At 59.0% G+C, this 26,285-nt stretch carries 23 protein-coding genes; 17 read left to right on the forward strand and 6 right to left on the reverse strand.

Annotated elements, in window-relative coordinates; translation table 11 throughout:
• On the reverse strand, positions 1-469 hold a 469-nt coding region (locus FJW00_RS16880; protein WP_140925030.1), incomplete at its 3' end, for an aminotransferase class V-fold PLP-dependent enzyme.
• A gap of 209 nt (positions 470-678) precedes the next feature.
• Here FJW00_RS16880 and FJW00_RS16885 point away from each other — a divergent pair.
• The 4 genes from FJW00_RS16885 (at position 679) to rlmM (ending at position 3,693) form a co-directional block, all read left to right on the forward strand.
• Positions 679-903, forward strand: a complete 225-nt coding sequence (locus tag FJW00_RS16885) for a YgdI/YgdR family lipoprotein (RefSeq protein WP_009087002.1) — start codon at positions 679-681, stop codon at positions 901-903.
• Between the two features lie 333 nt (positions 904-1,236).
• Positions 1,237-2,154, forward strand: a complete 918-nt coding sequence (locus FJW00_RS16890; protein ID WP_046102471.1) for a transcriptional regulator GcvA — start codon at positions 1,237-1,239, stop codon at positions 2,152-2,154.
• Between the two features lie 50 nt (positions 2,155-2,204).
• The gene (locus tag FJW00_RS16895; protein WP_009087000.1) at positions 2,205-2,600 is read left to right on the forward strand and encodes a DUF423 domain-containing protein; all 396 of its coding nucleotides are present in this window, start codon (positions 2,205-2,207) and stop codon (positions 2,598-2,600) included.
• Positions 2,593-3,693, forward strand: coding sequence for a 23S rRNA (cytidine(2498)-2'-O)-methyltransferase RlmM (rlmM, locus tag FJW00_RS16900; protein WP_009086999.1), 1,101 nt, complete (start codon positions 2,593-2,595; stop codon positions 3,691-3,693). Before FJW00_RS16895 ends, rlmM begins: the two co-directional genes overlap by 8 nt.
• A gap of 24 nt (positions 3,694-3,717) precedes the next feature.
• On the opposite strand, the gene xni is transcribed toward rlmM, so the two are convergent.
• The 3 genes from xni to queF all read right to left on the reverse strand — a co-directional run bounded on the left by xni (position 3,718) and on the right by queF (position 6,888).
• A complete protein-coding gene (xni, locus tag FJW00_RS16905) occupies positions 3,718-4,473 on the reverse strand; it encodes a flap endonuclease Xni (RefSeq protein ID WP_046102470.1) in 756 nt (251 codons plus the stop codon).
• A 35-nt stretch (positions 4,474-4,508) separates the two neighbouring features.
• A complete protein-coding gene (gene ppnN, locus FJW00_RS16910; RefSeq protein WP_009086997.1) occupies positions 4,509-5,873 on the reverse strand; it encodes a nucleotide 5'-monophosphate nucleosidase PpnN in 1,365 nt (454 codons plus the stop codon).
• A 169-nt stretch (positions 5,874-6,042) separates the two neighbouring features.
• Positions 6,043-6,888 carry an NADPH-dependent 7-cyano-7-deazaguanine reductase QueF gene (gene queF, locus FJW00_RS16915; protein ID WP_046102469.1) on the reverse strand — a complete coding sequence of 282 codons (846 nt, stop codon included), beginning with the start codon at positions 6,886-6,888 and terminating at the stop codon, positions 6,043-6,045.
• A 62-nt stretch (positions 6,889-6,950) separates the two neighbouring features.
• Here queF and syd point away from each other — a divergent pair, with 62 nt between their 5' ends.
• From syd to FJW00_RS16935, 4 genes are all read left to right on the forward strand, one after another.
• Positions 6,951-7,499 carry a SecY-interacting protein gene (gene syd, locus FJW00_RS16920; protein ID WP_140925032.1) on the forward strand — a complete coding sequence of 183 codons (549 nt, stop codon included), beginning with the start codon at positions 6,951-6,953 and terminating at the stop codon, positions 7,497-7,499.
• A 588-nt stretch (positions 7,500-8,087) separates the two neighbouring features.
• Positions 8,088-8,417, forward strand: a complete 330-nt coding sequence (locus FJW00_RS16925; protein WP_140925034.1) for a YqcC family protein — start codon at positions 8,088-8,090, stop codon at positions 8,415-8,417.
• Positions 8,417-9,196, forward strand: a complete 780-nt coding sequence (gene truC, locus FJW00_RS16930) for a tRNA pseudouridine(65) synthase TruC (protein WP_009086991.1) — start codon at positions 8,417-8,419, stop codon at positions 9,194-9,196. Before FJW00_RS16925 ends, truC begins: the two co-directional genes overlap by 1 nt.
• A gap of 12 nt (positions 9,197-9,208) precedes the next feature.
• Positions 9,209-9,655, forward strand: a complete 447-nt coding sequence (locus FJW00_RS16935) for a flavodoxin (protein ID WP_046102465.1) — start codon at positions 9,209-9,211, stop codon at positions 9,653-9,655.
• Positions 9,656-9,710: 55 nt separating this feature from the next.
• Here FJW00_RS16935 and garD read toward each other — a convergent pair whose 3' ends face one another.
• Positions 9,711-11,270 (reverse strand): galactarate dehydratase, encoded by a 1,560-nt coding sequence (gene garD / locus FJW00_RS16940; RefSeq protein WP_009086986.1) that lies wholly within the window; start codon positions 11,268-11,270, stop codon positions 9,711-9,713.
• 505 nt (positions 11,271-11,775) lie between these two features.
• On the opposite strand from garD, the gene FJW00_RS16945 reads away from it, so the two are divergent.
• The 6 genes from FJW00_RS16945 (at position 11,776) to FJW00_RS16970 (ending at position 18,753) form a co-directional block, all read left to right on the forward strand.
• A complete protein-coding gene (locus FJW00_RS16945) occupies positions 11,776-13,137 on the forward strand; it encodes an MFS transporter (RefSeq protein ID WP_009086984.1) in 1,362 nt (453 codons plus the stop codon).
• Entirely contained in the window at positions 13,134-14,480 is a 1,347-nt protein-coding gene (locus FJW00_RS16950; protein WP_140925036.1) for an enolase C-terminal domain-like protein, read from the forward strand. Before FJW00_RS16945 ends, FJW00_RS16950 begins: the two co-directional genes overlap by 4 nt.
• Before the next feature lie 10 nt (positions 14,481-14,490).
• On the forward strand, positions 14,491-15,822 hold the full coding sequence (gene gudD, locus FJW00_RS16955; RefSeq protein ID WP_009086980.1) for a glucarate dehydratase: 1,332 nt from the start codon (positions 14,491-14,493) through the stop codon (positions 15,820-15,822).
• Between the two features lie 42 nt (positions 15,823-15,864).
• A complete protein-coding gene (gene garL / locus FJW00_RS16960; RefSeq protein WP_046102462.1) occupies positions 15,865-16,635 on the forward strand; it encodes a 2-dehydro-3-deoxyglucarate aldolase in 771 nt (256 codons plus the stop codon).
• Between the two features lie 18 nt (positions 16,636-16,653).
• Positions 16,654-17,538, forward strand: coding sequence for a 2-hydroxy-3-oxopropionate reductase (gene garR / locus FJW00_RS16965; protein WP_140925038.1), 885 nt, complete (start codon positions 16,654-16,656; stop codon positions 17,536-17,538).
• A 75-nt stretch (positions 17,539-17,613) separates the two neighbouring features.
• A complete protein-coding gene (locus tag FJW00_RS16970) occupies positions 17,614-18,753 on the forward strand; it encodes a glycerate kinase (RefSeq protein ID WP_140925040.1) in 1,140 nt (379 codons plus the stop codon).
• An 18-nt stretch (positions 18,754-18,771) separates the two neighbouring features.
• Here the strand turns inward: FJW00_RS16970 and barA are convergent, their stop codons facing one another.
• On the reverse strand, positions 18,772-21,501 hold the full coding sequence (barA, locus tag FJW00_RS16975; RefSeq protein WP_009086972.1) for a two-component sensor histidine kinase BarA: 2,730 nt from the start codon (positions 21,499-21,501) through the stop codon (positions 18,772-18,774).
• A gap of 92 nt (positions 21,502-21,593) precedes the next feature.
• On the opposite strand from barA, the gene rlmD reads away from it, so the two are divergent.
• From rlmD to mazG, 3 genes are all read left to right on the forward strand, one after another.
• Entirely contained in the window at positions 21,594-22,910 is a 1,317-nt protein-coding gene (rlmD, locus tag FJW00_RS16980; protein WP_140925042.1) for a 23S rRNA (uracil(1939)-C(5))-methyltransferase RlmD, read from the forward strand.
• Positions 22,911-22,939: 29 nt separating this feature from the next.
• Positions 22,940-25,171: a GTP diphosphokinase gene (gene relA / locus FJW00_RS16985; RefSeq protein ID WP_140925044.1), complete on the forward strand. Its 2,232-nt coding sequence runs from the start codon at positions 22,940-22,942 to the stop codon at positions 25,169-25,171.
• 156 nt (positions 25,172-25,327) lie between these two features.
• A complete protein-coding gene (gene mazG / locus FJW00_RS16990; protein ID WP_140925047.1) occupies positions 25,328-26,113 on the forward strand; it encodes a nucleoside triphosphate pyrophosphohydrolase in 786 nt (261 codons plus the stop codon).
• The last annotated feature ends 172 nt before the right edge of the window (positions 26,114-26,285 follow it).

Raw genomic sequence — 26,285 nt, forward strand, 5'->3', positions numbered from 1 at the left:
GCAGGGCGGGCAACAGGCCGATATCGGGCAGCCGGTCCGGCCCTAAGGGCCATTTCACCACGCGCGCACCGCAGGCCTGGGCGGCCATCAGCCAGGGCACCAGGTTTGCGTGATGCTCTGCTTCGCTGACCACAATCTCGTCGCCGGGCTGTAAGCGCGGACGCAGCCAGCTGTTTGCCACCAGATTGATCGCTTCGGTGGTGCCGCGTGTCCAGACGATCTCACGATCGTCCGCGGCGTTAAGCCAGCGGGCAACCTGAGATCGCGCCTGCTCATAGCGCTGGGTCAGGGCCTGCGCGGCGGCAAACTGACTGCGGTGCACCGTGCCCGCACTCAGGCTGTAAAACTGCTGCATACTCTCAATAACAGCCTGGGGTTTCAGCGTGGTCGCTGCGCTGTCGAGATAGACACCGGCGTCGGCGAGTGCGGGAAACTGCTGGCGAAATGCGGTGGGATTAAATGCGGTCATGCCTGGCCCATAGTGTGAATAATCAGGACCACACTGAAAGCGTGGTCGGCGTCTGGCAAAGCTGGAAAAGCGCGTTATGCTGAATATTGCAAGGTTTGAACCAAACCCGCATAACGATCGGACGTTCACTGGTCGATCTCACTTATCGGCTGCCTCTGGTTAGCGTAACGCGGGTGGTTTGATGCAATCAATCTACAAGGAGATAGCAGATGAATAAACTTACCGCAGTGCTGGCCGTGTGTACTCTGGCTTTTACCCTGGCGGGCTGTTCAAGCAATTACGTGATGCATACCAATGATGGACGCACCATTGTTGCTGATGGCAAGCCTAAGGTTGATGATGATACCGGTATGATCAGCTATAAAGATGCGAATGGCAACGAGCAGCAGATTAACCGTACTGACGTCAAAGAGATGGTTGAGATGGGCCAGTAAGCAGCAAAAAAAAGCACCGCAATTTGCGGTGCTATTTAAAATCACTATGGACAGACAGGGTAAATCTACAGGAATTAAGAGTTCGATCCGCAATCGTCGGATCAAAAAATTGCAAACACAACATCACGACCACAAGCCAAAAGCTTTCAGAAAATCTGCGAACTCACTCACAAATCTAAAAACTTTTCGTTCCGGCTCAGGAAGTGCGGCAACTATAGGTATTTGCTGGTGGTTCCTCAACGGACAAATTATAATGCCTCGGATTAAAAATTCTAATACGTAAGCGCTTTGTATAAGCCCGCGTATTTTTCGCCGATCCGGATACGGAAAACCATGTCGAAACGCCTTCCTCCTCTCAACGCACTGCGTGTTTTTGACGCGGCTGCGCGTCATCTCAGCTTTACCAAAGCCGCTGAAGAGCTGTTTGTCACCCAGGCAGCTGTAAGCCATCAGATAAAGTCTCTGGAAGATTTTCTCGGGTTAAAGCTGTTCAGACGGAGGAATCGTTCGTTATTACTGACGGAAGAAGGACAAAGCTACTACCTCGATATCAAAGAGATCTTCTCGGCGATAAACGAAGCGACCCGCAAGCTGCAGGCGCGCAGCGCCAAGGGGGCGCTGACCGTCAGTTTACTGCCGAGCTTTGCCATTCAGTGGCTGGTTCCCCGTCTCTCCAGCTTTAATATGGCTTATCCGGGGATCGATGTGCGCATCCAGGCCGTAGACCGCGACGAAGAGAAACTGGCCGACGATGTTGACGTGGCGATCTTTTACGGACGCGGAAACTGGCCGGGGCTGCGGGTGGAAAAACTCTATGCCGAATATCTGCTGCCGGTCTGTTCACCGTCGCTGATGACCGGCGATAATCCGCTGAAAACCCCGATGGACCTGTCGCGCTTTACGCTGCTGCATGACGCCTCCCGCCGTGACTGGCAATCCTATATCCGGCAGCTCGGCCTGCAGCATATTAATGTGCAGCAGGGGCCGATCTTCAGCCACAGCGCCATGGTGCTGCAGGCGGCGATTCATGGTCAGGGCGTGGCGCTGGCAAATAACGTCATGGCGCAGAGCGAAATCGAAGCGGGGCGGTTAATCTGTCCGTTTAATGATGTCTTAGTCAGTAAAAATGCTTTTTATCTGGTTTGTCATGACAGTCAGGCAGAACTGGGTAAAATAGCGGCCTTCCGACAGTGGATCCTGGCAAAAGCCGCAACCGAACAAGAAAAATTCCGCTTTCGTTACCAACAATAACATCTTGATTTATTTGCATTACGATGCAAAAGCACCCTGAGGATCGGTTAATGTCCAGTCGTGCCATGTTTGTTTTTGCGGCTATCAGCGGTTTTCTGCTGGTGGCTTTTGGCGCATTTGGTGCCCATGTTTTACGTCAGTCGCTGGGCGCGGCTGAAATGGCCTGGATTCATACCGGGCTGGAATATCAGGCTTATCATACGCTCGCGGTGATGGGCCTGGGGGCGGCGATGTTGCGCCGTGCCAATATCTGGTTTTACTGGAGCAGTGCGCTGATGGCGCTCGGCACCGTGCTGTTCAGCGGCAGCCTCTATTGTCTGGCGCTGTCGCATCTGAAGTTTTGGGTTTTTATCACCCCCGTGGGCGGAATCTGTTTCCTCGCCGGTTGGGTATTGATGTTGATTGGCGCGCTGCGTCTTAAACGAAAGGCAGAACGCCATGAATAAAGTTTTACTCTATTGTCGTCCCGGTTTTGAAAAAGAGTGCGCGGCGGAAATCAGCGCCAAAGCGGCAGAACGTGAAGTTTACGGTTTTCCGCGGGTTAAAGAGGATGCCGGCTATGTGCTCTTTGAGTGCTATCAGTTTGAAGATGCTGAGCGTCTGGTGCGGGAACTGCCGTTCCAGGAGCTGATCTTTGCCCGGCAGATGCTGGTCGTGGGCGAACTGCTGCGCGACCTGCCGCAGGAGGATCGCATTACGCCGATTGTCGGTATGCTGACAGGCGTTGTTGAGAAGGGCGGTGAACTGCGTGTTGAAGTGCCGGACACCAACGAAGCCAAAGAGCTGACCAAATTCTGCCGTAAGTTTACCGTGCCGCTGCGCGCGGCCCTGCGTGAAAGTAAGATCCTGCTCAACTATGAAAGCCCGAAACGGCCGGTGGTGCATGTCTTCTTCATCGCGCCAGGTACCTGTTATGTCGGCTACTCCCTGCCGGAAAACAGCTCGCCGTTTTACATGGGGATTCCGCGCCTTAAGTTTCCATCGGATGCGCCAAGCCGCTCCACCCTGAAGCTGGAAGAGGCGTTTCACGTCTTTATTCCGGCCGATGAGTGGGATGAGCGCTTAGCCAGCGGCATGTACGCGGTCGATCTGGGTGCCTGTCCGGGCGGCTGGACCTATCAGCTGGTCAGACGCAGCATGATGGTTTACGCGGTCGACAACGGTCCGATGGCCCCGAGCCTGATGGAAACCGGTCAGGTGATGCACGAAAAAGCGGACGGTTTTAAGTTCCGTCCGCCACGCACCAATATCAGCTGGCTGGTGTGTGACATGGTGGAGAAACCGGTTCGCGTGGCAAATCTGATGGCCGACTGGCTGGTCAACGGCTGGTGCCGTGAAGCGATCTTCAACCTCAAGTTGCCAATGAAAAAGCGTTATGAAGAGGTAACGCAGAATCTGGCGATGCTTCAGGAGAGGCTGAATGAGAACGGCATCAACGCTCAGATCCAGGCGCGTCAGCTCTATCACGATCGCGAAGAGGTGACGGTGCATGTCCGTCGCATCTGGGCCGCCACAGGAGGGCGTCGCGACGAACGTTAATCACCGGGCTGAGTGTTGCGGCACTCAGCCACGATAACGCAGCGTGTTCAGATTCCCTGCCAGCAGCAGATCCCGTTTCAGCGTCGCGACCTGACGGCTGATTTCAGCCATCTGCTGTCCTTCCGCAAGCTTTTCACGCCATTTAGCCGGCACCTTATCGAGTTGCTGATAGATCCCCTCCAGCGTGTGAAACTCTGCGAGCAGCTGTTTCGCGCTTTTCGGGCCGATACCGCTGACACCCGGGATCTTACTGCTGCTGATCCCGCACAATCCCCAGAAGTCGGGCAACCGCTGCGGGGGAACGCCAAATTCGGCGTCGATAAAGGGCTGGTCGAGCCAGCGCTTCTGGAAGTAATCGCGGATGCGGATTTCCGGGGCCAGCAACTGGCAGTAGCCTTTATCCGTGGAGACAATAGTGGCCTGATGGCCAGCCTGGGCCATTTTGACCGCCAGCGTCGCCGCCAGATCATCTGCCTCATCCTCACCCGCCATCCAGCAGCTTACCCCGGCGGCACGAAAGGCTTCCTGCAGCGCCGGCATCTCCGCCTGCAAATCCTCAGGCATCGGCGGACGCCCGCTTTTGTAATCGGCTAACAGCTGATGACGCCAGCCCTGATGACGCGCGTCGCCATCAAATACGGCCACGGCGTGCGTCGGGCGGGTGTGGCCTAAGACCTGACGCAGCGCGGCGACGCAGCCTTCGACACAGGGGGAGCCCTGAACCGCATGGAGACGGCGTATCAGGTTCAGCGCATCAACAATAACAAGATGAAGAGCCATGAGAGTCCGGGCAGCCCGACGGGCTGCCTCCTGGTTTATTTAATGATTTCGTAGCAGGGGATGTAGGCGGTGCCGGGCAGTTTCATACGCTGCTGAGCAACGAAGCCCTGCAGCAGCTCGTCCATGCGGTGCATGATGTCGGCATCGCCATGCAGCCGGTAACGTCCCTTCTCACGGATTTCGCGGATCCCGATCTCTTTCACGTTACCGGCTACGATGCCTGAGAAGGCCCGGCGCAGGTCAGCAGCCAGCTTTTCAGGAGGCTGGTTGGTGTAGAGATTGAGGTTCGCCATGTTTTCATGGGTCGGCAGGAAAGGGATCTGCAGATCGGGCTCGATGCGGATGGACCAGTTGAAACTGTACGCATCGCCGGTTTCGCGACGATTCTCTTTGACCTGCGGCATCGCTTTCTTCATCAGACGCGCCACTTCGGCTGCATCATTAATGATGATCTGATAATGCTTACGCGCCTGCTCGCCCAGCGTGTTAACAATGAAATCATCCAGCACGCGGAAGTAGTCGGCACTCTCTTCCGGTCCGGTCAGGATCAGCGGCAGCACCTGGTCCTTGTTCTGCGGGTTCATCAGAATGCCCAGCAGGTAGAGCAGCTCTTCGGCGGTGCCGACCCCGCCCGGGAAAATGATAATGCCGTGGGCAATACGCACAAAGGCTTCCAGACGCTTCTCAATGTCCGGCATGATGATCAGCTCATTGACCAGCGGGTTGGGCGGTTCCGCCGCAATAATTGAGGGTTCGGTGAGACCAATAAAGCGGCTGTCACGGTAGCGCTGCTGCGCATGGCCGACGGCGGCCCCTTTCATCGGTGCTTCCATGACGCCGGGTCCGCAGCCGGTACAGATATTCAGCTCACGCAGGCCCAGCTGTGTGCCGACATTACGGCAATACTGATATTCAACCGCATTAATGGAGTGACCGCCCCAGCAGACCACGGTGTTGGGGTACTCACCGATGTGCAGTGCCCGCGCATTACGCAGAATGGAGAAAACGGTGTTGGTGATCGTGGCGGAGTCATTCTCTTCACCCGCGGTTAAGCGCCCCGGCATGGCGAGCTGGCCGCTGACAAACAGGATGTCGCGCAGTACCGCAAACAGGTTCGCCTGCAGGGACCGGATAATGCGGCCATCCACAAAGGCCTCTTCCGGTGGGTTGATCAGCTCCAGTTTGACGCCACGCTCACGGCGCAGCACGTTGATGTCGAAGTTTTCAAAGCGGGAGAGCAGTTCGTGGCTGCTGTCAGTCTGGCTGCCAGAGTTAAGCACGGCCAGAGAGCAATTGCGGAACAGCTGATAGAGGTCGCTGCTGGCGGTGCGCTTGAGCATATCGACTTCCAGCTGCGAGAGCAGATCCATTGAGCCAAGGGGGCTGATATGGGTAATCAAATGAACTCCTTTACACCCGCCTGGGTGCGTGTTGGCACTGCAACGGCAGTGACGAAAATCCCTGGTCGGCAACCCGCAGATTGCCGCCATCACCAGATTAGCCTTGTCGGCCCGCCCAGCTCAAGCGGAACTGCGCTTCCTTCATGCAGCCTGCGAGAGCTCTCGCAAACTACTGACGCACCAGACGCGAAAAACCGGGCGAGAAGGGCACATTCGTGCGCCATGGGTTGATATCCAGCCCGCCGCGCCGCGTGTAGCGCGCATAGACCGTCAGCGCTTCCGGGTGGCAGAACCGCATCACATCGTTAAAGATGCGTTCGACACACTGTTCATGAAATTCGTTGTGCTGGCGGAAGGAGACCAGATAACGCAGCAGCGCTTCGCGGTGAATGCGCGGACCTTTGTAGCGGATCATCACCGAGCCCCAGTCGGGCTGATGGGTAATCAGGCAGTTTGATTTGAGCAGATGGCTGACCAGCGTCTCTTCCACGATTTCGCTGCCTGCGGCATCGGCCAGATAGTCAGCGTTGAAGCGATAATCCTCGATGGCGATATCCTGCTCATCAATGCAGGTCCCCTCAAAATGGCCAATAGGCTGTCCTTCGATTTCATTCAGACGGAACAGCGCCACCCGCACGTCACCTTCAGCACAGGCGCGGAGATCGCGCTCCAGCGTCTGACGCACCTCACCCCAGTCGGCAAAGCGGGTCTGGTTGAAGCTGTTGAGATAGAGCTTGAAGCTTTTCGACTCGATGAGGTTGCGGCTATGCGCATCCAGCACCACTTCGCCCACGGCAACCTGCGGCAGCCCCTTGCTGTTCAGCCAGGAGAGCTCATACAGCGTCCAGATATCGCCGCCGGTAAACGGCAGACTTTCAGGAAACAGGCTAAGAGGTTCGCGGTTCAGGCTGCGCGGCACCGCCTGCAATAAGCCATTGTCATAGCGATCGTGATAGGCTGTGGGCTTGCCCAGCGTCAGGTTGCTGAGTGCCTGATCCTGTTCGTGTGTAGTCATTGCGGTTACCACCAGAATTCATCAAAGTGGCTAAGTGTAACCCATCAGAAGTGAGAATATGAATGATGCAGCAAACTGCCGCCGCGTTGCGCGACTTTACCACCCGTTACTGCCAGCACTGGCTGGCGCAGACGGGGCATGCTCCGGCCAGCTGCGATCTCGCTGGCGTCGCGTCGCCCTGCGCACTGGAGGAGCGCGAGGAGCAGGTCATCTGGCAGCCGCAGCCTTTTAGTCTGCCGCCGACACTGGATGGAGTAGAGCGGGCCGTGGATCTGCAGCTGCAGCCGTCAGTCACTGCCTTCTATACCACGCAGTTTGCCGGCGACATGTCGGCGCGTCATGGTGAGAATCAGCTGACGCTGTTGCAGGTGTGGAGTGAAGAGGATTTCCTGCGGCTTCAGGAGAACCTGATTGGGCATCTGGTTATGCAGCGCCGCCTCCGACAGTCACCGACGCTGTTTATCGCCACGACGGCGTCAGACGAGGAGATCGTCTCCCTCTCTAACCTGACTGGCGAGGTGATGCTGGAGCAGCCTGGCCGTAAACAGCGCCAGATTATTGCGGGAAATCTTGAGATGTTTCTTAAGTCATTACAACCGGTTATCATCTGAATTGCAGTGATTTGCCGCCTCGCTTGTGAGAGATCTCTTACATGTGGTGTGAGAGATCGCTATATAAAATCTGAGCCATCCGGAAGGCTGCAATGTAAAAATATTGTGAATCATAAACTTAATGGCGATTATCTGAATTTGTGCCGCACATTTTGTAAAGTTCAGCTGTAAGTCACTTGTGCGCGTAACGAGTTCTGTCAAAATATTTCCCACTGCAGGATGCTCAGGAAAAAGATATCGTCAGGATGATGATAAGCCATGAGGCAGGAACGTAACGGAGCTTACGGCACACGGAAGGTTTCAGGATGAAACAGGATCGCTCAGGATTGAGTCAGGGACACCTCCAGGATGGAGAACGGGAGCCCCTCGGACGAGGTGGCGGGCCAGGATGCTTAGGAATCATCAGGACGATGCGCGACAGGAGTTCGCACTGGACAAGTTGTCACGGAAGAGCAGGGAGCATTAACGTAGCAGGATGGCTGCAAACGAACCGGGAGCACTGTTTATACAGTGCTCCCTTTTTTTGTGCCTGTGCCAACAAGTGATATGCTTGCCGCCCATTTTTTGACGGCTAGCCGGAGGTGGCGCATGACGCCTGAACAATTGATTACGCAGCGGCTGGAGCAGCTGGAAGCGGTGATGCGTGAGTACCAGCTCTGGCAGAGCACGCCGCCTGCCGCGGAGGCGCTGGAGAGTCGTGAACCCTTCTGCCTCGATACGCTTGAGCCGCTGCAATGGCTCCAGTGGGTGCTGATTCCGCGGATGCACGCCCTGATGGCGGCCGGCCATCCACTGCCGCAAAACTTTGCCATCGCGCCCTATTATGAGGTTGCGCTGGTGCCTGACCAGCCCGGCATTGCGCCGCTGCTGCTCACGCTGCGTCAGCTGGATGCGTTGCTCAGGGATGCGGCCCACTGATGCTGGAGATACTCTATCAGGATGCGTGGCTGGTTGCGGTCAACAAGCCCAGCGGCTGGCTGGTGCATCGCAGCTGGCTGGATCGGCATGAAACCGTGTTTGTGATGCAGACTGTGCGGGATCAGATCGGCCAGCATGTCTTTACCGCCCATCGTCTGGACAAGCCGACCTCCGGGGTGCTGCTGATGGGCCTTTCGAGTGAGGTTGGCCGCCAGCTTTCTCAGCAGTTTGAACAGCATCAGATGCAGAAAACCTATCACGCCGTGGTGCGTGGCTGGCTGGAGAGCAGCGGGACGCTGGACTATCCGCTGGTTGAAGAGCGGGACAAAATCGCGGACAAGCACGCCACTGAAGCACGCGCCGCACAGCCCGCGGTCACCGACTATCAGTCGCTGGCCACGGTCGAGATGCCGGTCGCCATCAGCCGTTACCCCACCTCGCGCTACAGTCTGGTTGAGCTTTCACCTAAAACCGGTCGCAAACATCAGCTGCGCCGTCATATGTCCCACCTGCGTCATCCGATTATTGGCGATTCGGCGCATGGCGACCTGCGTCAGAACCGGGGCGCCGCGCAACATTTTGGCGCGGACCGGCTGATGCTGCACGCCAGCAGTCTGGCCCTGACCCACCCGGTGACCGGCGAGCCACTGGTGCTGCGCGCCGGGCTGGATAGCGTCTGGCAGAGGCTGATGACGCAGTTTGGCTGGCAGGATTGCATTCCTGAGGTGCCGCGGGTTGAGTTTGACGCCGCGCCAGGACAGGATAACGTTTCAGAATAAGGGAGAGATCAGATGGCAAAGATTGGCATTTTTGTGGGGACGGTTTACGGCAATGCGCTGCTGGTGGCGGAAGAGGCCGAGCCGATTCTGCAGCAGCAGGGGCACAGCGTGACCCTGTTTGATGACCCGACGCTGGCGGACTGGCAGGCCTTTGCAGGCGATGTGGCGTTAATCGTCACCTCAACGACCGGGCAGGGCGATTTTCCTGACACCATTTCCGGTCTGTTCCATGCCATAAAGGATCAGCTGGGGCACCAGCCCGCGCTGCGCTATGGCGTCATTGCGCTGGGCGACAGCAGTTACGACCACTTCTGTGGCGCGGGCAAAGCCTTTGATGCGCTGCTGCAGGAGCAGGGCGCACAGCGGGTCGGTGAGGTGCTGCTGGTGGATGCCACCGAAAATCCAGAACCGGAAGCGGTGACCTCGCCCTGGGTCGATGCCTGGGGTGCGCTGCTCTGATCGCCTCGCCCGGGCTCTCTCTGCCAGCCGACGGCAGGGAGACGCCGGGCACGGCTCACGTCACCGGTGCCGGATTAAAGACCGCCAGCTGATTACGGATGCCCCATCGATCGGACCAGGTCTGCTTCCTGCCACTGGCGATATCGAGAATCAACGCAAACAGCCGCCAGCCGACCTGCTCAATACTCTCTTCTCCGGTGGCAATCGTGCCGGCATTGATATCCATCAGATCGTGCCAGCGTTCGGCCAGCGCGTTACGGGTTGCCATCTTGATGACCGGAATGGCCGCCAGCCCGTACGGGGTGCCGCGACCGGTGGTGAAGACCTGCAGCGTAATGCCGGAGGCGAGCTGCTGGGTGCCGCAGACAAAATCGCTGGCGGGCGTTGCCGCGTAGATCAGTCCGCGGCGGGTGGGGCGCTGACCGGGGGACAGCACTTCCACAATGGCGCTGCGTCCCGATTTGGCGATGGAGCCGAGCGCTTTCTCCACCACGTTCGCCAGTCCCCCTTTTTTATTGCCCGGTGATGGATTGGCGCTGCGGTCGGTATTGCCCTGGTCGAGGTAATTGTCATACCAGGCCATCTCTTCAAGTAAACGCCTTCCGACCTCCTCATTAATGACCCGCGGCGTCAGCAGATGAATGGCATCCCGCACCTCCGTGACTTCAGAAAACATCACGGTAGCCCCGCAGCGCACCAGCAGATCCGAGGCGAACCCCACCGCCGGATTCGCCGTCACGCCGGAAAACGCATCGCTGCCGCCGCACTGCATGCCGACAATCAGTTCCGAGGCGGGACAGGTTTCGCGCTGACGCTGATTCAGCCGCTGAAGATGACGCTCTGCCACCTGCAGAATCGCCTTTACCATCGCACCAAACCCCACCAGCTTTTCATCCTGCAAACGCACGATGTCATCATCATCCAGCGAAATCGCCTGCACGTCGGGGGTGCCGGTCAGCAGACGCTCCGGCTGTAACTTTTCGCAGCCGAGGCTGATGACCATCACTTCACCGCCGAAATTCGCATTCAGCGCCAGGTTGTGAATGGTGCGAATCGGCACCACCGCTGCGGGGGCGTTGATTGCCACGCCGCAGCCGTAGAGGTGATTCAGCGCGACCACGCCATCCACATTCGGATAGCGCGGCAGTAACTCCCGTTCGATGATCTGCACCACATGATCCACCACACCCGCCACACAGTGGACGCTGGTGGTGATGCCGAGCAGGTTACGGGTACCCACGCTGCCATCCGCATTGCGGTAGCCCTCAAAGGTGTAGCCCTCCAGCGGCGGCAGGTCGGGCGGGACCTGGGTGGCTAACGGCAGGCTCGCCAGCGGCGGCGCCTCCGGCAGCGCCACCAGTGACTCATCGATCCAGCTGCCGCAGGCAATATCCCGCACGGCATAACCGATCACTTCGCCATAACGCACGATCGCCCCTCCCTGGTGAATCGTCTGCAGCGCGACTTTATGCCCCTGCGGCACATGTTCCGTCAGCGTCAGGCCATCCGCAAACTGCGTGCCAGCGGGCAGACCCAGCGTGTTGACCACAATCGCCACGTTGTCATGCTCATGGACTCTGATGCAGAGCGGCTGTTCATCTGTTGTGGGGTTCATCGCCTATCTCCTGTCGGGCGCACCGGCTTGTCCGGCTCGCATAATCTGACCTGTTACCTGCGGTGTATTAGCCAGCTTCAGTATAAAGAGGGGAAGCAGGCCACACATTGTGCAACTGACCACTATTACGCCGATCTGCCGCGCTGTTTTGGGTCGATTCTCCAGAAGCAAGTGAAACGCCTCACAAAGCGGAGGGGAAAGGGCGACCCGGCACGGTTTCGGCGGCGCTATTTGCCGCTTTCGTGAGCCATGCCGCAGGGTTTCGTGCATCCGCCAGACAATCACTTCATAACGGCCGTTATTCCAGGGCGATACGCCAATGTGCTCGCCACAGGCTGTTTTTATACTGAGCGCCGTTAGCCAAAGTCAGGTTATCTGTCACGACGTATTAGCCCGTCCTGAACCAAAGAGATCGCCGTGTTTAACCCAACTTCTCTCTGATACCCAACGCGATGTGTATGCAGTCAGAGCGAATGTAGCTCACGCTATATTTCAGGAGTGCATCATGAATAGTTTCAGCCAGACTGCGGAAGCGGTGCAGAAGCGCACCAACGCCCGTTACTGGATTGTGGTGATGTTATTCATCGTCACCTCATTCAACTACGGCGACCGCGCCACCATTTCGATAGCCGGTTCGGCGATGTCTAAAGATATCGGCCTCGATTCGGTCGGACTGGGCTACATCTTCTCTGCTTTCTCATGGGCGTACGTAATTGGTCAGATCCCAGGCGGCTGGCTGCTCGATCGTTTTGGCTCAAAGCGCGTCTACTTCTGGAGTATTTTTACCTGGTCGCTGTTTACCCTGCTGCAGGGCTTTGTCGATATCTTCAGCGGCTTCGGCATCATCGTGTCACTCTTTCTGCTGCGCTTCCTGGTGGGGCTGGCTGAAGCCCCCTCTTTCCCTGGCAACAGCCGCATCGTGGCCGCCTGGTTTCCGGCGCAGGAGCGTGGCACCGCGGTGGCGATCTTCAATTCAGCGCAATATTTCGCCACGGTGATCTTTGCGCCCATCATGGGCTGGCTAGTGTCGGAAGTGGGCTGGGCACACGTCTTCTGGTTCATGGGCGGGCTGGGGATCATCCTGAGCTTCATCTGGCTGAAAGTGATCCACGATCCCACCGATCACCCCGGCGTAAACAAAGCCGAACTGGCCTACATGGAGCAGGGCGGGGCGCTGATCAATATGGATGTCAAAAAGGAGAGCCGCAGGGTGAGCTGGAGCGAAAAGTGGTTCCAGATCAAACAGCTGCTGACCTCCCGCATGATGCTCGGCATCTATCTCGGCCAGTATTGTGTTAACGCCTTAACCTACTTTTTTATCACCTGGTTTCCGGTCTATCTGGTGCAGGCGCGCGGCATGTCGATTCTCAAAGCGGGCTTTATCGCTTCGGTGCCGGCGGTGTGTGGCTTCCTCGGCGGGGTGCTGGGTGGGGTGATCTCCGACTGGCTGATGCGCAAAACCGGCTCGCTGAATATTGCGCGTAAAACGCCGATTGTGCTCGGCATGCTGCTCTCTATCTCAATGGTGATGTGTAACTACACCGAAACCGAGTGGCTGGTGGTCTTCTTCATGGCGCTGGCGTTCTTCGGTAAAGGGATCGGCGCGCTGGGATGGGCGGTGATGGCGGATACCGCCCCCAAAGAGATCAGTGGCCTGAGCGGCGGCCTGTTCAACATGTTCGGCAACTTCTCCGGCATCGTGACGCCCATCGCCATCGGCTACATCATCGCCACCAGCGGCTCCTTTGAGGGTGCGCTGATCTATGTCGGTATCCATGCCTTCGTCGCCGCCTTCAGTTTCCTGGTGATCGCCGGTGATATCAAACGTGTTGAACTGAAAACCCGGCCGGTTAAGGACGCCTCATGACGACGCAAAGTTCACCTGTGATTACGGCGATGCAGGTTATCCCGGTCGCCGGTTACGACAGTATGCTGCTCAACATTGGCGGCGCGCACAACGCCTGTTTTACCCGCAATATCGTGGTGCTCACCGACAGCGCCGGACACACCGGCGTGGGTGAAGCGCCCGGCGGCGACACCATCTACCAGACCCTGATGGCCGCCATTCCGCAGGTCGAAGGCCAGCAGATTGCCCGCATGAATCGTCTGGTGCAGCAGGTGCACAAAGGGAATGCGTCGGCTGACTTCACCACCTTTGGCAACGGTGCCTGGACCTTTGAGCTGCGGGTCAACGCCGTGGCCGCGCTGGAAGCGGCGCTGCTCGACCTGCTGGGACAGTGTCTGGGCGTGCCGGTGGCGGAACTGCTGGGGCCGGGCAAACAGCGGGATGAAGTCACGGTGCTGGGCTATCTCTTCTATCTCGGTGACCGCCGCAAAACCGATCTGCCCTATCAGAGTGGCGAGCAGGCCAGCCACGACTGGTATCACCTGCGTCATCAGGAGGCGCTCACCAGCGAAGCGGTAGTGCGGCTGGCGGAGGCGGCGGCGGATCGCTATGGCTTTAAAGATTTCAAACTTAAAGGGGGCGTGCTGCCGGGCGAGCAGGAGATCGCCACGGCGGTGGCGCTGAAGCAGCGTTTTCCCGGCGCGCGCATCACGGTGGACCCCAACGGGGCATGGCGGCTGGATGAGGCCATCGCCCTCTGCAAGGGGATGCAGGATGTGCTGAGCTACGCCGAAGACCCCTGCGGGGCAGAGCAGGGCTATTCGGGACGTGAAGTGATGGCCGAGTTCCGGCGCGCGACCGGCCTGCCGGTCGCCACCAATATGATCGCCACCAACTGGCGGGAGATGAACCACGCGGTGATGGTTAACGCGGTCGACATCCCGCTGGCGGACCCGCACTTCTGGACGCTGAGCGGGGCCGTGCGGGTCGCCCAGCTGTGCGATGAGTGGGGCCTGACGTGGGGCTGCCATTCCAATAATCACTTCGATATTTCGCTGGCGATGTTCACCCATGTCGGTGCGGCCGCGCCTGGTAACCCGACCGCGATTGACACCCACTGGATCTGGCAGGAGGGCGATCAGCGCCTGACGAAAAACCCGCTGCAAATCCGCAACGGAAAGATTGCCGTGCCGGATGCGCCGGGCCTGGGCATCGAGCTCGACTGGGACCAGGTGCACAAAGCCAGTGAACTCTATCAGTCACTGCCCGCCGGTGCGCGCAACGACGCCACGGCGATGCAGTATCTGATCCCCGGCTGGACATTTGATCGCAAGCGCCCGGCATTCGGCCGTGCAACAGCATAAGGAGCAGGAGATGAGTTCAACACCCAAAGTGACCGCCATGCAGGTGATCCCGGTTGCCGGCTACGACAGTATGCTGCTGAATCTCAGCGGCGCGCACTCGCCATTCTTCACCCGCAACATTGTCATTATCAAAGATAACGCCGGACATACCGGCGTCGGTGAAATCCCCGGCGGGGAGAAAATTCGTCAGACGCTGGAAGATGCCGCCTCGCTGGTGGTCGGCAAAACGCTGGGCGAATATAAAAATACCCTCAGCCTGGTGCGCACGACCTTTGCCGATCGGGATGCGGCCGGTCGCGGCAACCAGACCTTTGATCTGCGCACCACAATCCATGTGGTCACCGGCATTGAGGCAGCGCTGCTGGATCTGCTGGGTCAGCACCTGGGCGTCAACGTCGCCTCGCTGCTGGGTGACGGGCAACAGCGCGACCGCGTGGAGATGCTCGGCTACCTCTTCTATATCGGCGACCGCAGAAAAACCGCCCTGCCATATCAGAGCCAGCCGGACGATCCGTGCGACTGGTATCGCCTGCGTCATGAAGAGGCGCTGACCCCCGAGGCCGTGGTGCGCCTGGCGGAGGCCGCCTATGAGAAATATGGCTTTAACGACTTCAAACTCAAAGGCGGCGTGCTGCGCGGCGGCGAAGAGGCCGAAGCGGTGACGGCGCTGGCAAAACGCTTTCCCACGGCGCGTATTACCCTCGATCCCAATGGTGCCTGGTCGCTCAATGAGGCGATCCTGCTCGGCAAACAGCTCAAGGGCGTGCTCGCCTACGCAGAAGATCCCTGTGGCGCGGAGCAGGGCTACTCCGGGCGGGAAGTGATGGCGGAGTTCCGCCGCGCGACCGGCATGCCTACCGCCACCAATATGATCGCCACCGACTGGCGGCAGATGGGACACACCCTGTCGCTGCAGTCGGTCGATATTCCGCTGGCCGACCCCCATTTCTGGACGATGCAGGGCTCGGTGCGGGTCGCACAGATGTGCCACGACTTCGGCCTGACCTGGGGCTCCCACTCCAATAATCACTTCGACATTTCGCTGGCGATGTTTACCCACGTTGCCGCGGCCGCACCGGGCGCGATCACCGCCATCGATACCCACTGGATCTGGCAGGAGGGGAATCAGCGTCTCACCAGAGAGCCGTTCCTGATCAAAGGCGGCATGGTGCAGGTGCCGCAGAAGCCCGGTCTCGGTATCGAGCTGGATATGGATCAGGTGATGCAGGCCCACGCGCTCTATCAGAAGCAGGGGCTGGGCGCGCGTGACGATGCCGAAGCGATGCAGTTTCTGGTGCCAGGCTGGACTTTCGATAACAAACGTCCGTGCCTGGTTCGTTAATCTTTCTGGCTCACGCGGAGCCGTCGTCACAGGAGTTCAACCATGAGTAATGCAGCCTGGCCCAACGGATTTCGTCGTCGCCTGTTAGCGGGTGAAACCCTGATTGGCAGCTGGTGCGCGCTGGCCAGTCCGATCTCTACCGAAATCCTTGGGCTGGCCGGTTTTGACTGGCTGGTGCTGGATGGGGAGCATGCGCCCAACGATATCACCACGTTTGTGCCACAGCTGATGGCGCTGAAAGGGAGCCACAGTGCGCCGGTCGTACGGCCGCCCTGCAACGAGCCGGTGATCATCAAGCGCCTGCTGGATATCGGGTTTAACAACTTCCTCGTGCCCTTTGTTGAGACAGAAGAGGAGGCGCGGCGCGCGGTCGCCTCAACCCGCTATCCGCCCGCCGGTATTCGCGGCGTGTCGGTCTCCCATCGCAGCAACATGTACGGCACCCTGCCGGATTACAACCAGAGCATCAATGACAACATCACCGTGCTGGTGCAGATCGAAACCCGGCAGGCGGTTGACCACATCGACGCCATAGCCGCAGTCGACGGCGTGGACGGCATCTTCGTCGGACCGGGCGATCTCTCTGCGGCGCTGGGCTACCTCGGCCAGCCCGCCCACCCGGAGGTGCTGGAGGTGATTAAACACATTTTTGACCGTGCCAGAGCGGCCGGGAAGCCGGCGGGCATTCTGGCCCCGGTGGAGGCGGACGCCCGTCGTTATCTGGAGTGGGGAGCCACCTTTGTGGCGGTCGGCAGCGATCTCGGGGTATTCCGCAGCGCCACCCAGGCGTTGTGCGACAAATTTAAGCGCTAAGCAGCAAGGAGACACGCAATGAAGATTGGATTTATTGGCCTGGGCATCATGGGTAAACCCATGAGCAAAAATCTGCTGAAAGCGGGCTACTCACTGGTGGTGCGCGATCACCACGCCAGCAACGAAGCTGAACTGGCTGAACTGGGCGCGACCGTGGCAACCTCGCCGAAAGAGGTGGCTGAGCAGTGCGAGGTGGTCATTACCATGGTGCCCAACTCGCCGCAGGTGAAAGCGGTCTGCCTGGGAGAGGGCGGCATTATCGAAGGCGCGAAGCCGGGCCTGGTGGTGATCGACATGAGCTCGATTGCGCCACTGGCGAGCCGGGAAGTGCACGATGCGCTGGCAGAAAAAGGGATCAGCATGCTGGACGCCCCGGTCAGCGGCGGGGAGCCGAAAGCGATTGAAGGCACGCTTTCCGTCATGGTCGGGGGAGAGAAAGCGGTGTTTGATCGCTGTTACGACATCATGAAGGCGATGGCGGGATCGGTAGTGCACACCGGTGACATCGGCGCAGGCAACGTCACCAAGCTGGCCAATCAGGTGATTGTGGCGCTGAACATCGCGGCGATGTCCGAAGCCCTGTCGCTGGCGACCAAAGCGGGGGTCAGTCCGGAGCTGGTGTTCCAGGCGATTCGTGGCGGCCTGGCGGGCAGCACGGTGCTGGAGGCGAAAGCGCCGATGGTGATGGATCGCAACTTCAGACCGGGCTTTCGCATCGACCTGCATATCAAGGATCTGGCGAACGCCCTGGATACCTCGCACACGCTGGGCGCGCATCTGCCGCTGACGGCGGCGGTGATGGAGATGATGCAGGCGCTGCGTAATGATGGCCAGGGAACGTCCGACCACAGTGCGCTGGCCTGCTATTATGAGAAGTTAGCGAAGGTTGAAATCGCCCGCTAAATCCCGGTGCCGGTCTCCGCGGAAACCGGCCGGGTTCAGCGCCGTTTCAATGACTCAACTGTGCTCGGATTGCCTATGAAAATCGTAATCGCACCGGATTCATATAAAGAGAGTTTATCCGCCCTGGAGGTGGCATCGGCGATTGAAGCGGGATTCCGTGACATCTTTCCCGATGCCCACTACGTGAAAATACCGGTCGCCGACGGCGGCGAAGGAACGGTAGAAGCGATGGTCGCGGCGACGAAAGGAAACATCGTCAGGCTGAAGGTGACCGGGCCACTGGGCACACAGGTCGAGGCTTTCTATGGCCTCTCCGGCGATGCGTCCACCGCCTATATCGAAATGGCGGCAGCCAGCGGACTGGAGCGGGTGCCCGCCGCCCAGCGCGATCCGCTGATCACCACCTCGTTCGGCACCGGCGAGCTGATCCGGCATGCGCTGGATAAAGGCATCGGCCACATCATTATTGGCATTGGTGGTAGTGCGACCAACGATGGCGGCGCCGGGATGATGCAGGCGCTGGGCGCCCGGCTGCTGGACGATCGCGGCCAGCAGATTGGTCACGGCGGCGGGGCGCTGCCTGACCTCGCTTCCATTGAGATTGATGCACTGGATGCCCGTCTTCGGCAGTGCCGCATTGAGGTGGCGTGTGACGTCACCAATCCGCTGACCGGAAAAGAGGGCGCTTCGGCTGTTTTCGGTCCGCAGAAAGGGGCGACACCGGCACTGGTGCAGCAGCTCGATCAGGCGCTGACCCACTACGCCGCGATTATTCAGCGCGACCTCGATATCGACGTGCTGCATATCCCCGGCGGCGGTGCGGCGGGCGGCATGGGAGCGGCGCTGCACGCCTTTTGCCAGGCAGAACTGCGGCGCGGCATCGAAATTGTCACGGAGGCGCTGGGGCTGGCGGAGCAGGTAAAAGATGCCGACCTCGTGATCACCGGGGAAGGCCGCATCGACAGCCAGAGTATCAATGGCAAGGTGCCGGTAGGGGTCGCCAGCGTAGCAAAGCGCTTCAACAAGCCGGTGATAGGCATCGCCGGCAGCCTGACGGCGGATGTGGGAGTGGTGCATCAGCATGGTATCGATGCGGTGTTCAGCGTGCTCTACAGCATCTGCACGCTGGATGAGGCGCTCGCCACGGCCGGCAAAAATGTAACGATGACGGCGCGTAACGTCGCCGCCACGCTAAAGCTGGCTGGCTTTCACTGATCCTGCGGCCAGCCCGGATTACCCGATGCCCAGCAGCTGCCGGGCTTCACGCGCCACGTTCTCCATCTCATCCTGCAGCTCCAGCAGCTCCGGCTCCAGGGCGGCGATATCGCTGGCCTGCAGCAGCTCTCTCTCCAGCTGATGGCAGAGCTGCTTCATGCGCGGCACGCCGCTGTAGCTGGCACTGCCGTGCAGCTTGTGAATGATCTCCCGCAGGGCCGTGACCTCATTGGCGGCCATAAACTGCGCCATCTTCGCGTGAACTTCCGGTAAAAACTCCAGCAGCATCCGCAGCAGATCCCGTGCCAGGTCGGGTTTATTCGCCGCCTGCCGCAGTGCCAGCTGCCAGTCCAGCGTCGGCAGTATCGGCGGCAGTTCCGGCACGGCGACCACCGGCGCGGGCGTATAGCGCGCCAGCAGCTGCCTCAACTTGCTCTCATCAATCGGTTTGGCAAGATAGTCATTCATGCCCGCTTTGATGAGCTGCTCGCGTTCGCCATCAATGGCGTGAGCGGTCACCGCCACGATGGGGGTCGTGGCGTGCAGCGGCAGACCACGGATGATTTCGCTGGCGCGAATGCCATCAATGTCAGGCATCTGAATATCCATCAGAATCACATCCAGCGACTGCTGGCGCGCCTCGCGGATAGCGTGTTCGGCGCTGCTGCACAGCAGGATATTCTGCACCTGCTCCTCCAGCAGCGCACCGATCAGCTTGAGGTTGGCAGGGTTATCATCCACTGCCATCACCGTCAGCGGCAGGCGCGGCGAGAAGGGCAGCTCGCTGATCTGGCGGGTGTGCAGATCCAGCAGCATCGGCAGGAGTCGCGTCAGGGAGATCGGCTTCGCAATGCAGCCGTCAATGCCGCGCACCTTCAGTTCATCAGCCAGCAGCATCATCGGGCTGGGCAGGGCCATCAGCACATTGTCAGCCCGATCCAGCAGCGCATTGATCCTCCCCTCGTTCAGCAGCTCGGGCTGGCTGATACTGACCGGCATCGCCATCAGCAGCAGCGGGTAGTGGGACGCCGGCAGGCCCTCCAGCGTTTCGCTGTAGTCGATCTGCAACGGCGTGGCGCTCAGCATCTCCAGCGCCGCGCGGGCGACGGTGGCATCCGCCTCGACATAGGCGATGCGGGACTGTGACAGCGCTTCCAGCACGCGCGGCATACCGGGCGCGTTGGGGTTAAGATCCAGCTGCACGCGAATCACAAAAGTAGAGCCCTGATCCGGCTGGCTGCTGAAGGTGATATCCCCGCCCATCTCCCGCACCAGTTTCTGGGTGATGACCAGCCCCAGCCCGGTGCCGCCATGACGGCGCGAAATACTGGCGTCGGCCTGGCGGAACGCCTGAAACAGCTGCGTCTGCTGCTGCTCAGAGATACCGATGCCGCTATCCTCTACCTGAATCTCCAGCTCGACGCGCGTCTGGGTCATAACGCGTTGCGTGACGCGCAGGCCGATATGGCCCTGTTCAGTAAACTTGATGGCGTTGCCAATCAGGTTGATCAGAATCTGCTGCAGGCGCAGCGCATCGCCGATGACGTTGTCCGGCACGCTGCTGTCGCACACCACCGTCAGTTCCAGCCCCTTGTCATGCGCCGACGGGGCCAGCAGCACCAGGGTCTCATCCAGGGTGGCACGCAGAGGGAAGGGGATCGCCTCCAGCATCAGCTTGCCCGCTTCCAGCTTCGAAAAATCGAGCACGTCGTTAATGATACTGAGCAGGTTGTTGGCCGAGCGCTCGATGGTCTGCATGTAGTCGCGCTGGGTCGTGCGCAGCTGAGTTTTCAGCATCTGGCGGGTAAAGCCCAGCACGCCATTAAGCGGCGTTCGCAGCTCGTGCGACATGTTTGCCAGAAACTCCGATTTGATGCGCGCCGCTTCCTGAGCGCGCTTCTTCGCCAGATCCAGTTCGACGTTCTGAATCTCCAGCTGCTCCAGCGTTTCCCGTAGATCGTACGTCGCCTGATCGATGTTGTGCTGCATCTCTTCGTGATAGGCGGTCAGCGACATCGCCATGGCGTTGATGCCGTTTTTCAGCGTGCTGAGTTCGCCCAGCATGTACCCCTCAACGCGGCTGTCGAGCTGACCGCGGCGGATGCGGTCAACGGTGGTCACCATGTTACGGATCGGGCCGGTGACATCACGCATCAGACGATAGGCAAACAGCATTGCGAGGCAGAGGCAGAATAGCAGCATCAGGGTCGCGACAAACACCTCTTTATACTGCTGCAGGCGCACCGACTGCAGATCGAGTTCAATCGCCACATAGCCCAGGGGGTTGCCCGAGGGTTTGACCTTTTCATCGGGCAATTCATCCAGATCGTAACGCTCGGCCGTGATCGGCGTGCGCAGAATCAACAGATTACCGTGACGCTCCATGGAGACATCATCGGGCAGGGCGTGGATATCCTCCTGCTGCAGCAGGCTGAGATTCTGCCGGTTATTGGAGGTGACGTAGAGCTGGTTATGATTATCGAACACCGAGATCGCCCGGACGATGCCGGAGTGGCGGCGGTGCAGTAAACTCACCAGCTCCCGCATCGCATCGCGATCGTCCCAGGTCATGCTGTATTCGCTGGAGATCGCCAGCGGTTCGATGATATTCGCCCCGGCATCGATTACCTGGCGCTGCAGTTCATTGTAGCGATGGACCACAAAAAATGAGCTGAGCAGCAGGCCAACCATCAGCGTGGGTGCCAGAATTAAAATCATCATTCGCGCCCGCAGGCTGTATTTGGTCATAATAGTCGCCTGGCTACTCCGGCATTAACCTCCCTGCACATCCTGTCGACAGCACCGTGCAGGTCGTTTCGATAAAGAGAACTGATAACACTATGGCGCAATTTTACGTTGCAAAACAGCGCGTGGCGACACAACAGCGGATCACCGTCACCATCGATGAGCTCGATCCGTTCGGTCAGGGCGTGGCGCGTCACAAAGGCAAAACGATTTTTGTCGCCGGTGCCTTGCCGGGTGAGCAGGCGGAGATCACGCTGACAGAGGATAAACGCCAGTTTGCCCGGGGGAAAGTGAAACGGCTGCTGAGCCGCAGTCCGGCACGAGTTGCACCGCGCTGTCCCCACTTTGATCGCTGCGGTGGCTGCCAGCAGCAGCATGCAGAGGTGGAGCTGCAGCAGCAGAGCAAAGCTCAGGCGCTGAGCCGGATGCTGAGCCAGGCCGCCGCGCAGACGATCGCGGTGAATGAGGTGATCGCCGGTGAACCCTGGGGCTACCGGCGTCGCGCCCGTCTGGGTCTGCAGTGGCAGAATAAAGCGCAGCGGCTGCAGATGGGGTTCCGCCAGGAGGCGAGCAACGATCTGGTCGATATTCAGCACTGCCCCGTTTTAGTGCCCGAACTTGAGGCATTGCTGGTGCCGCTGCACCACTGCCTGAGTGCACTGCACGCCGTCAGGCGTCTCGGTCATGTGGAACTGGTGCTGGCGGATAACGGCCCGCTGATGATCCTGCGCCATCTTGATGCGCTGCACCCGGACGACCGTGAAAAACTGGAACAGTTTTCGCATAAGCATCAGCTGATGCTCTTCCTGGATGCGGGTGATGAAGGGTTAACGTCGTTAACCACCCAGACACCTTTTTATCACTCTCACCAGCTTAAGCTAACCTTCAGTCCGCAGGACTTTATTCAGGTTAACGATGCGGTGAATCAGCAGATGGTGGCAAAGGCGATAGCCTGGCTCGATCTGCAACCGGAAGACCGGGTTCTGGATCTCTTTTGCGGCATGGGAAACTTCACACTTCCTATAGGAATCTTCGTACAAAATGTGGTTGGTGTGGAGGGGGTTGCAGCATTAGTGCGGCAGGCAGCGTATAATGCTGATTCGAATAATCTTAAAAACGTCAGTTTTTTTCAGCATAATCTGGAAGAGACGGTGTCGCGCCAGCCGTGGGCGGCACAGGGATTTAACAAGGTATTACTCGATCCGGCACGCGCCGGGGCTGCGGGCGTGATGGCACATGTGGTTAAACTTGCGCCAGAACACGTGGTCTATGTGTCGTGTAATCCAACAACACTCGCCCGCGACAGTCAGGTCTTGCTGTCGGCAGGCTACCAATTGGAAAGGGTCGCGATGCTGGATATGTTCCCTCATACCCGTCATCTCGAATCCATGGTGCTGTTCAGAAAAACATAAGCGATGTATGTCGTTGTGCAGGAGAGGTTATGGTTGCGGTCAGAAGTGCGCATTTAAATACTGAGGGGGAATTTGCCCTCGACCAGTGGATCGCCAGTCTCGGTATCGCCAACCCGCAATCATGTCAACGCGTTGCCGATACCTGGCGCTACTGTGAAGCGCAGACGCAGGACCATCCCGATCAGTCGCTGCTGCTGTGGCGCGGGATCGAGATGGTGGAAATCCTCTCCATGCTCAGCATGGATATCGAAAGCCTCTGTGCGGCGCTGATCTTCCCGCTGGCTAACGATGAAGTGGTGAGTGAGGAGGAGCTGGAAACCGCCGTCGGCAAAGGCATCGTCTCGCTGGTGCACGGCGTGCGCGACATGGACGCCATCCGCCAGCTGAAAGCGATTCACAACGACTCCATGGCCTCTGAACAGGTCGATAACGTCCGCCGTATGCTGCTGGCGATGGTCGAAGATTTCCGCTGCGTAGTGCTGAAGCTGGCCGAACGCATCATGAACCTGCGCGAAATGAAAGATGCGCCGGAAGATGAGCGGGTGCTGGCGGCCAAAGAGAGCACCAACATCTATGCCCCGCTGGCCAATCGTCTCGGCATCGGTCAGCTCAAATGGGAGCTGGAAGATTACTGCTTCCGCTACCTGCATCCCGACGAATACAAGCATATCGCCCGGTTACTGCATGAGCGGCGTATCGACCGCGAGCAGTATATCGACAACTTCGTCAGCAACCTGCGCAAAGAGATGGCCAAAGAGGGCGTGCGCGCCGAGGTCTACGGTCGTCCGAAACATATCTACAGCATCTGGCGTAAGATGCAGAAAAAGTCGCTGGCCTTTGATGAGCTGTTTGATGTGCGGGCGGTGCGCATCGTGGCCGATCGCCTGCAGGATTGCTACGGCGCGCTGGGCACGGTGCATACGCTCTATCGCCATCTGCCCAGCGAGTTTGATGACTACGTCGCCAACCCGAAACCCAACGGCTATCAGTCGATTCATACCGTGGTGTTAGGCCCGCAGGGCAAAACGGTGGAGATTCAGATCCGTACCCGCCAGATGCATGAAGATGCGGAGCTGGGGGTGGCGGCGCACTGGAAATACAAAGAGGGCCCAACCTCGAGCAGCGCGCGTGGCGCTGCCGGCCACGAAGAGCGCATCGCCTGGCTGCGTAAGCTGATCAGCTGGCAGGAGGAGATGGCGGACTCGGGCGAGCTGCTTGAAGAGGTGCGCAGCCAGGTGTTTGATGACCGGGTCTACGTCTTTACCCCGAAAGGGGACGTGGTGGATCTGCCTGCCGGATCGACACCGCTCGACTTTGCCTACCATATTCACAGCGACATCGGTCACCGCTGCATCGGCGCAAAAATTGGCGGCCGTATTGTGCCGTTTACCTATCAGTTGCAGATGGGCGACCAGGTTGAGGTGATTACCCAGAAGCAGCCGAACCCGAGTCGCGACTGGCTCAACCCGAACCTGGGCTACATCACCACCAGCCGCGGACGCTCGAAGATCCACAACTGGTTCCGCAAGCAGGATCGCGACAAGAACATTGCCGCCGGACGGCAGATTCTGGATAACGAGCTGAACCAGTTCGATATCAGCCTGCGCGAGGCGGAAAAACTGCTGCTGCCGCGCTATAACGTGACCTCGCTTGAAGAGCTGCTGGCGGCGATTGGCGGCGGCGATATTCGTCTCAACCAGATGGTGAACTTCCTGCAGGCGAAGCTGAACAAGCCGAGCGCCGAAGAGGAAGATCGCGAGGCGCTGCGCCAGCTGACGCAGAAAGCCTACACTCCGCCGACGCGCAAAGAGAGCGGGCGTGTGGTCGTGGAAGGGGTGGGCAATCTGATGCACCATATCGCCCGCTGCTGCCAGCCGATCCCGGGCGACGATATCGTCGGTTTCATCACCCAGGGGCGCGGCATCTCTATCCACCGCGCCGACTGCGACCAGCTGGCCGAACTGATTTCCCACGCCCCGGAACGCATCGTCGATGCGGTGTGGGGCGAAAGCTACTCCAGCGGCTATTCGCTGGTGGTGCGGGTGACGGCCAACGATCGCAGCGGGCTGCTGCGCGACATCACCACCATTCTTGCCAATGAGAAAGTGAATGTGCTGGGCGTGTCCAGCCGCAGCGACACCAAAAAACAGCTCGCCACCATCGACATGGACATCGAGATCTACAACCATCAGGTACTGGGACGTGTCCTGGCGCGTCTGAACCAGGTCTCTGATATCATTGACGCCCGTCGCCTGCACTGATTGTCAATCAGGCCCTGCGGCAACCGGCAGCGTGCGGTTGCGCGGGCGCAATCTGCACCCCGGGGCGCTGCCGGACGCGCGTTACTGCATCCGTCAGCGCCTGTCATGCGCCTCTCTGTTTCCTGTCATCTGACCATCAATCAAGGATCTACCCGAATGAACGCTATTGAGCGCCTGCTTGGCATTATGAAAACCCTGCGCGATCCAGAGCATGGCTGTCCGTGGGATCGTGAGCAGACCTTTGCCACCATCGCGCCCTATACGCTGGAAGAGACCTATGAGGTGCTGGACGCCATCCAGCGCGAAGATTTCAGCGACCTGCGCGGCGAGCTGGGCGACCTGCTGTTTCAGGTGGTCTTTTATGCTCAGATGGCGAGCGAAGCGGATCGCTTCAACTTTGAGGATGTCTGCCACGCCATCAGCGACAAGCTGGAGCGCCGTCATCCGCACATCTTTGGCGAGGCCACGGCGGAAACCAGCACGGAGGTGCTGAAAAACTGGGAAACGATTAAGAGCGCCGAACGGGCAGAGAAAGCGCAGCATTCGGCGCTGGACGACATCCCCAAAGCACTGCCTGCGCTGATGCGCGCCCATAAGATCCAGAAGCGTTGCCATAATGTCGGCTTCGACTGGACCACCCTGGGGCCGGTGGTGGCGAAAGTGCATGAAGAGATTGATGAGGTCATGCATGAGGCGCAGCAGAGCGTGGTGGACAGCGAAAAGCTGGAAGAGGAGATTGGCGATCTGCTGTTCGCCACCGTCAACCTGTCGCGCCATCTGGGTAGCAAAGCAGAAACCGCGCTGCAGAAGGCCAACGACAAGTTTGAGCGCCGCTTCCGCGCGGTGGAAGCGATAATTGCTGCGCAGGGACTGAGTATGCCGGGTGCGACGCTGGAACAGATGGAGGCCGCCTGGCAGCAGGTCAAAGCCGGGGAGAAGTGATGATTATTCCAGCGCTGTGCATAAAGTCGCCGTTTGCGCTTACACGATTCAGCGCGCCATCAACTTTGTGACGCACGTCAACATTTCTTTGGCGGCTATCCGCTATGTTAGCCGCAGCAATGCGTTGGAGGATGGCTGTGATTCATCAATTGTGGCTGATAGCGGTTTCCAG

It is taken from the genome of Pantoea anthophila, from assembly GCF_006494375.1.
Classification (GTDB): Bacteria; Pseudomonadota; Gammaproteobacteria; order Enterobacterales; family Enterobacteriaceae; genus Pantoea; species Pantoea anthophila.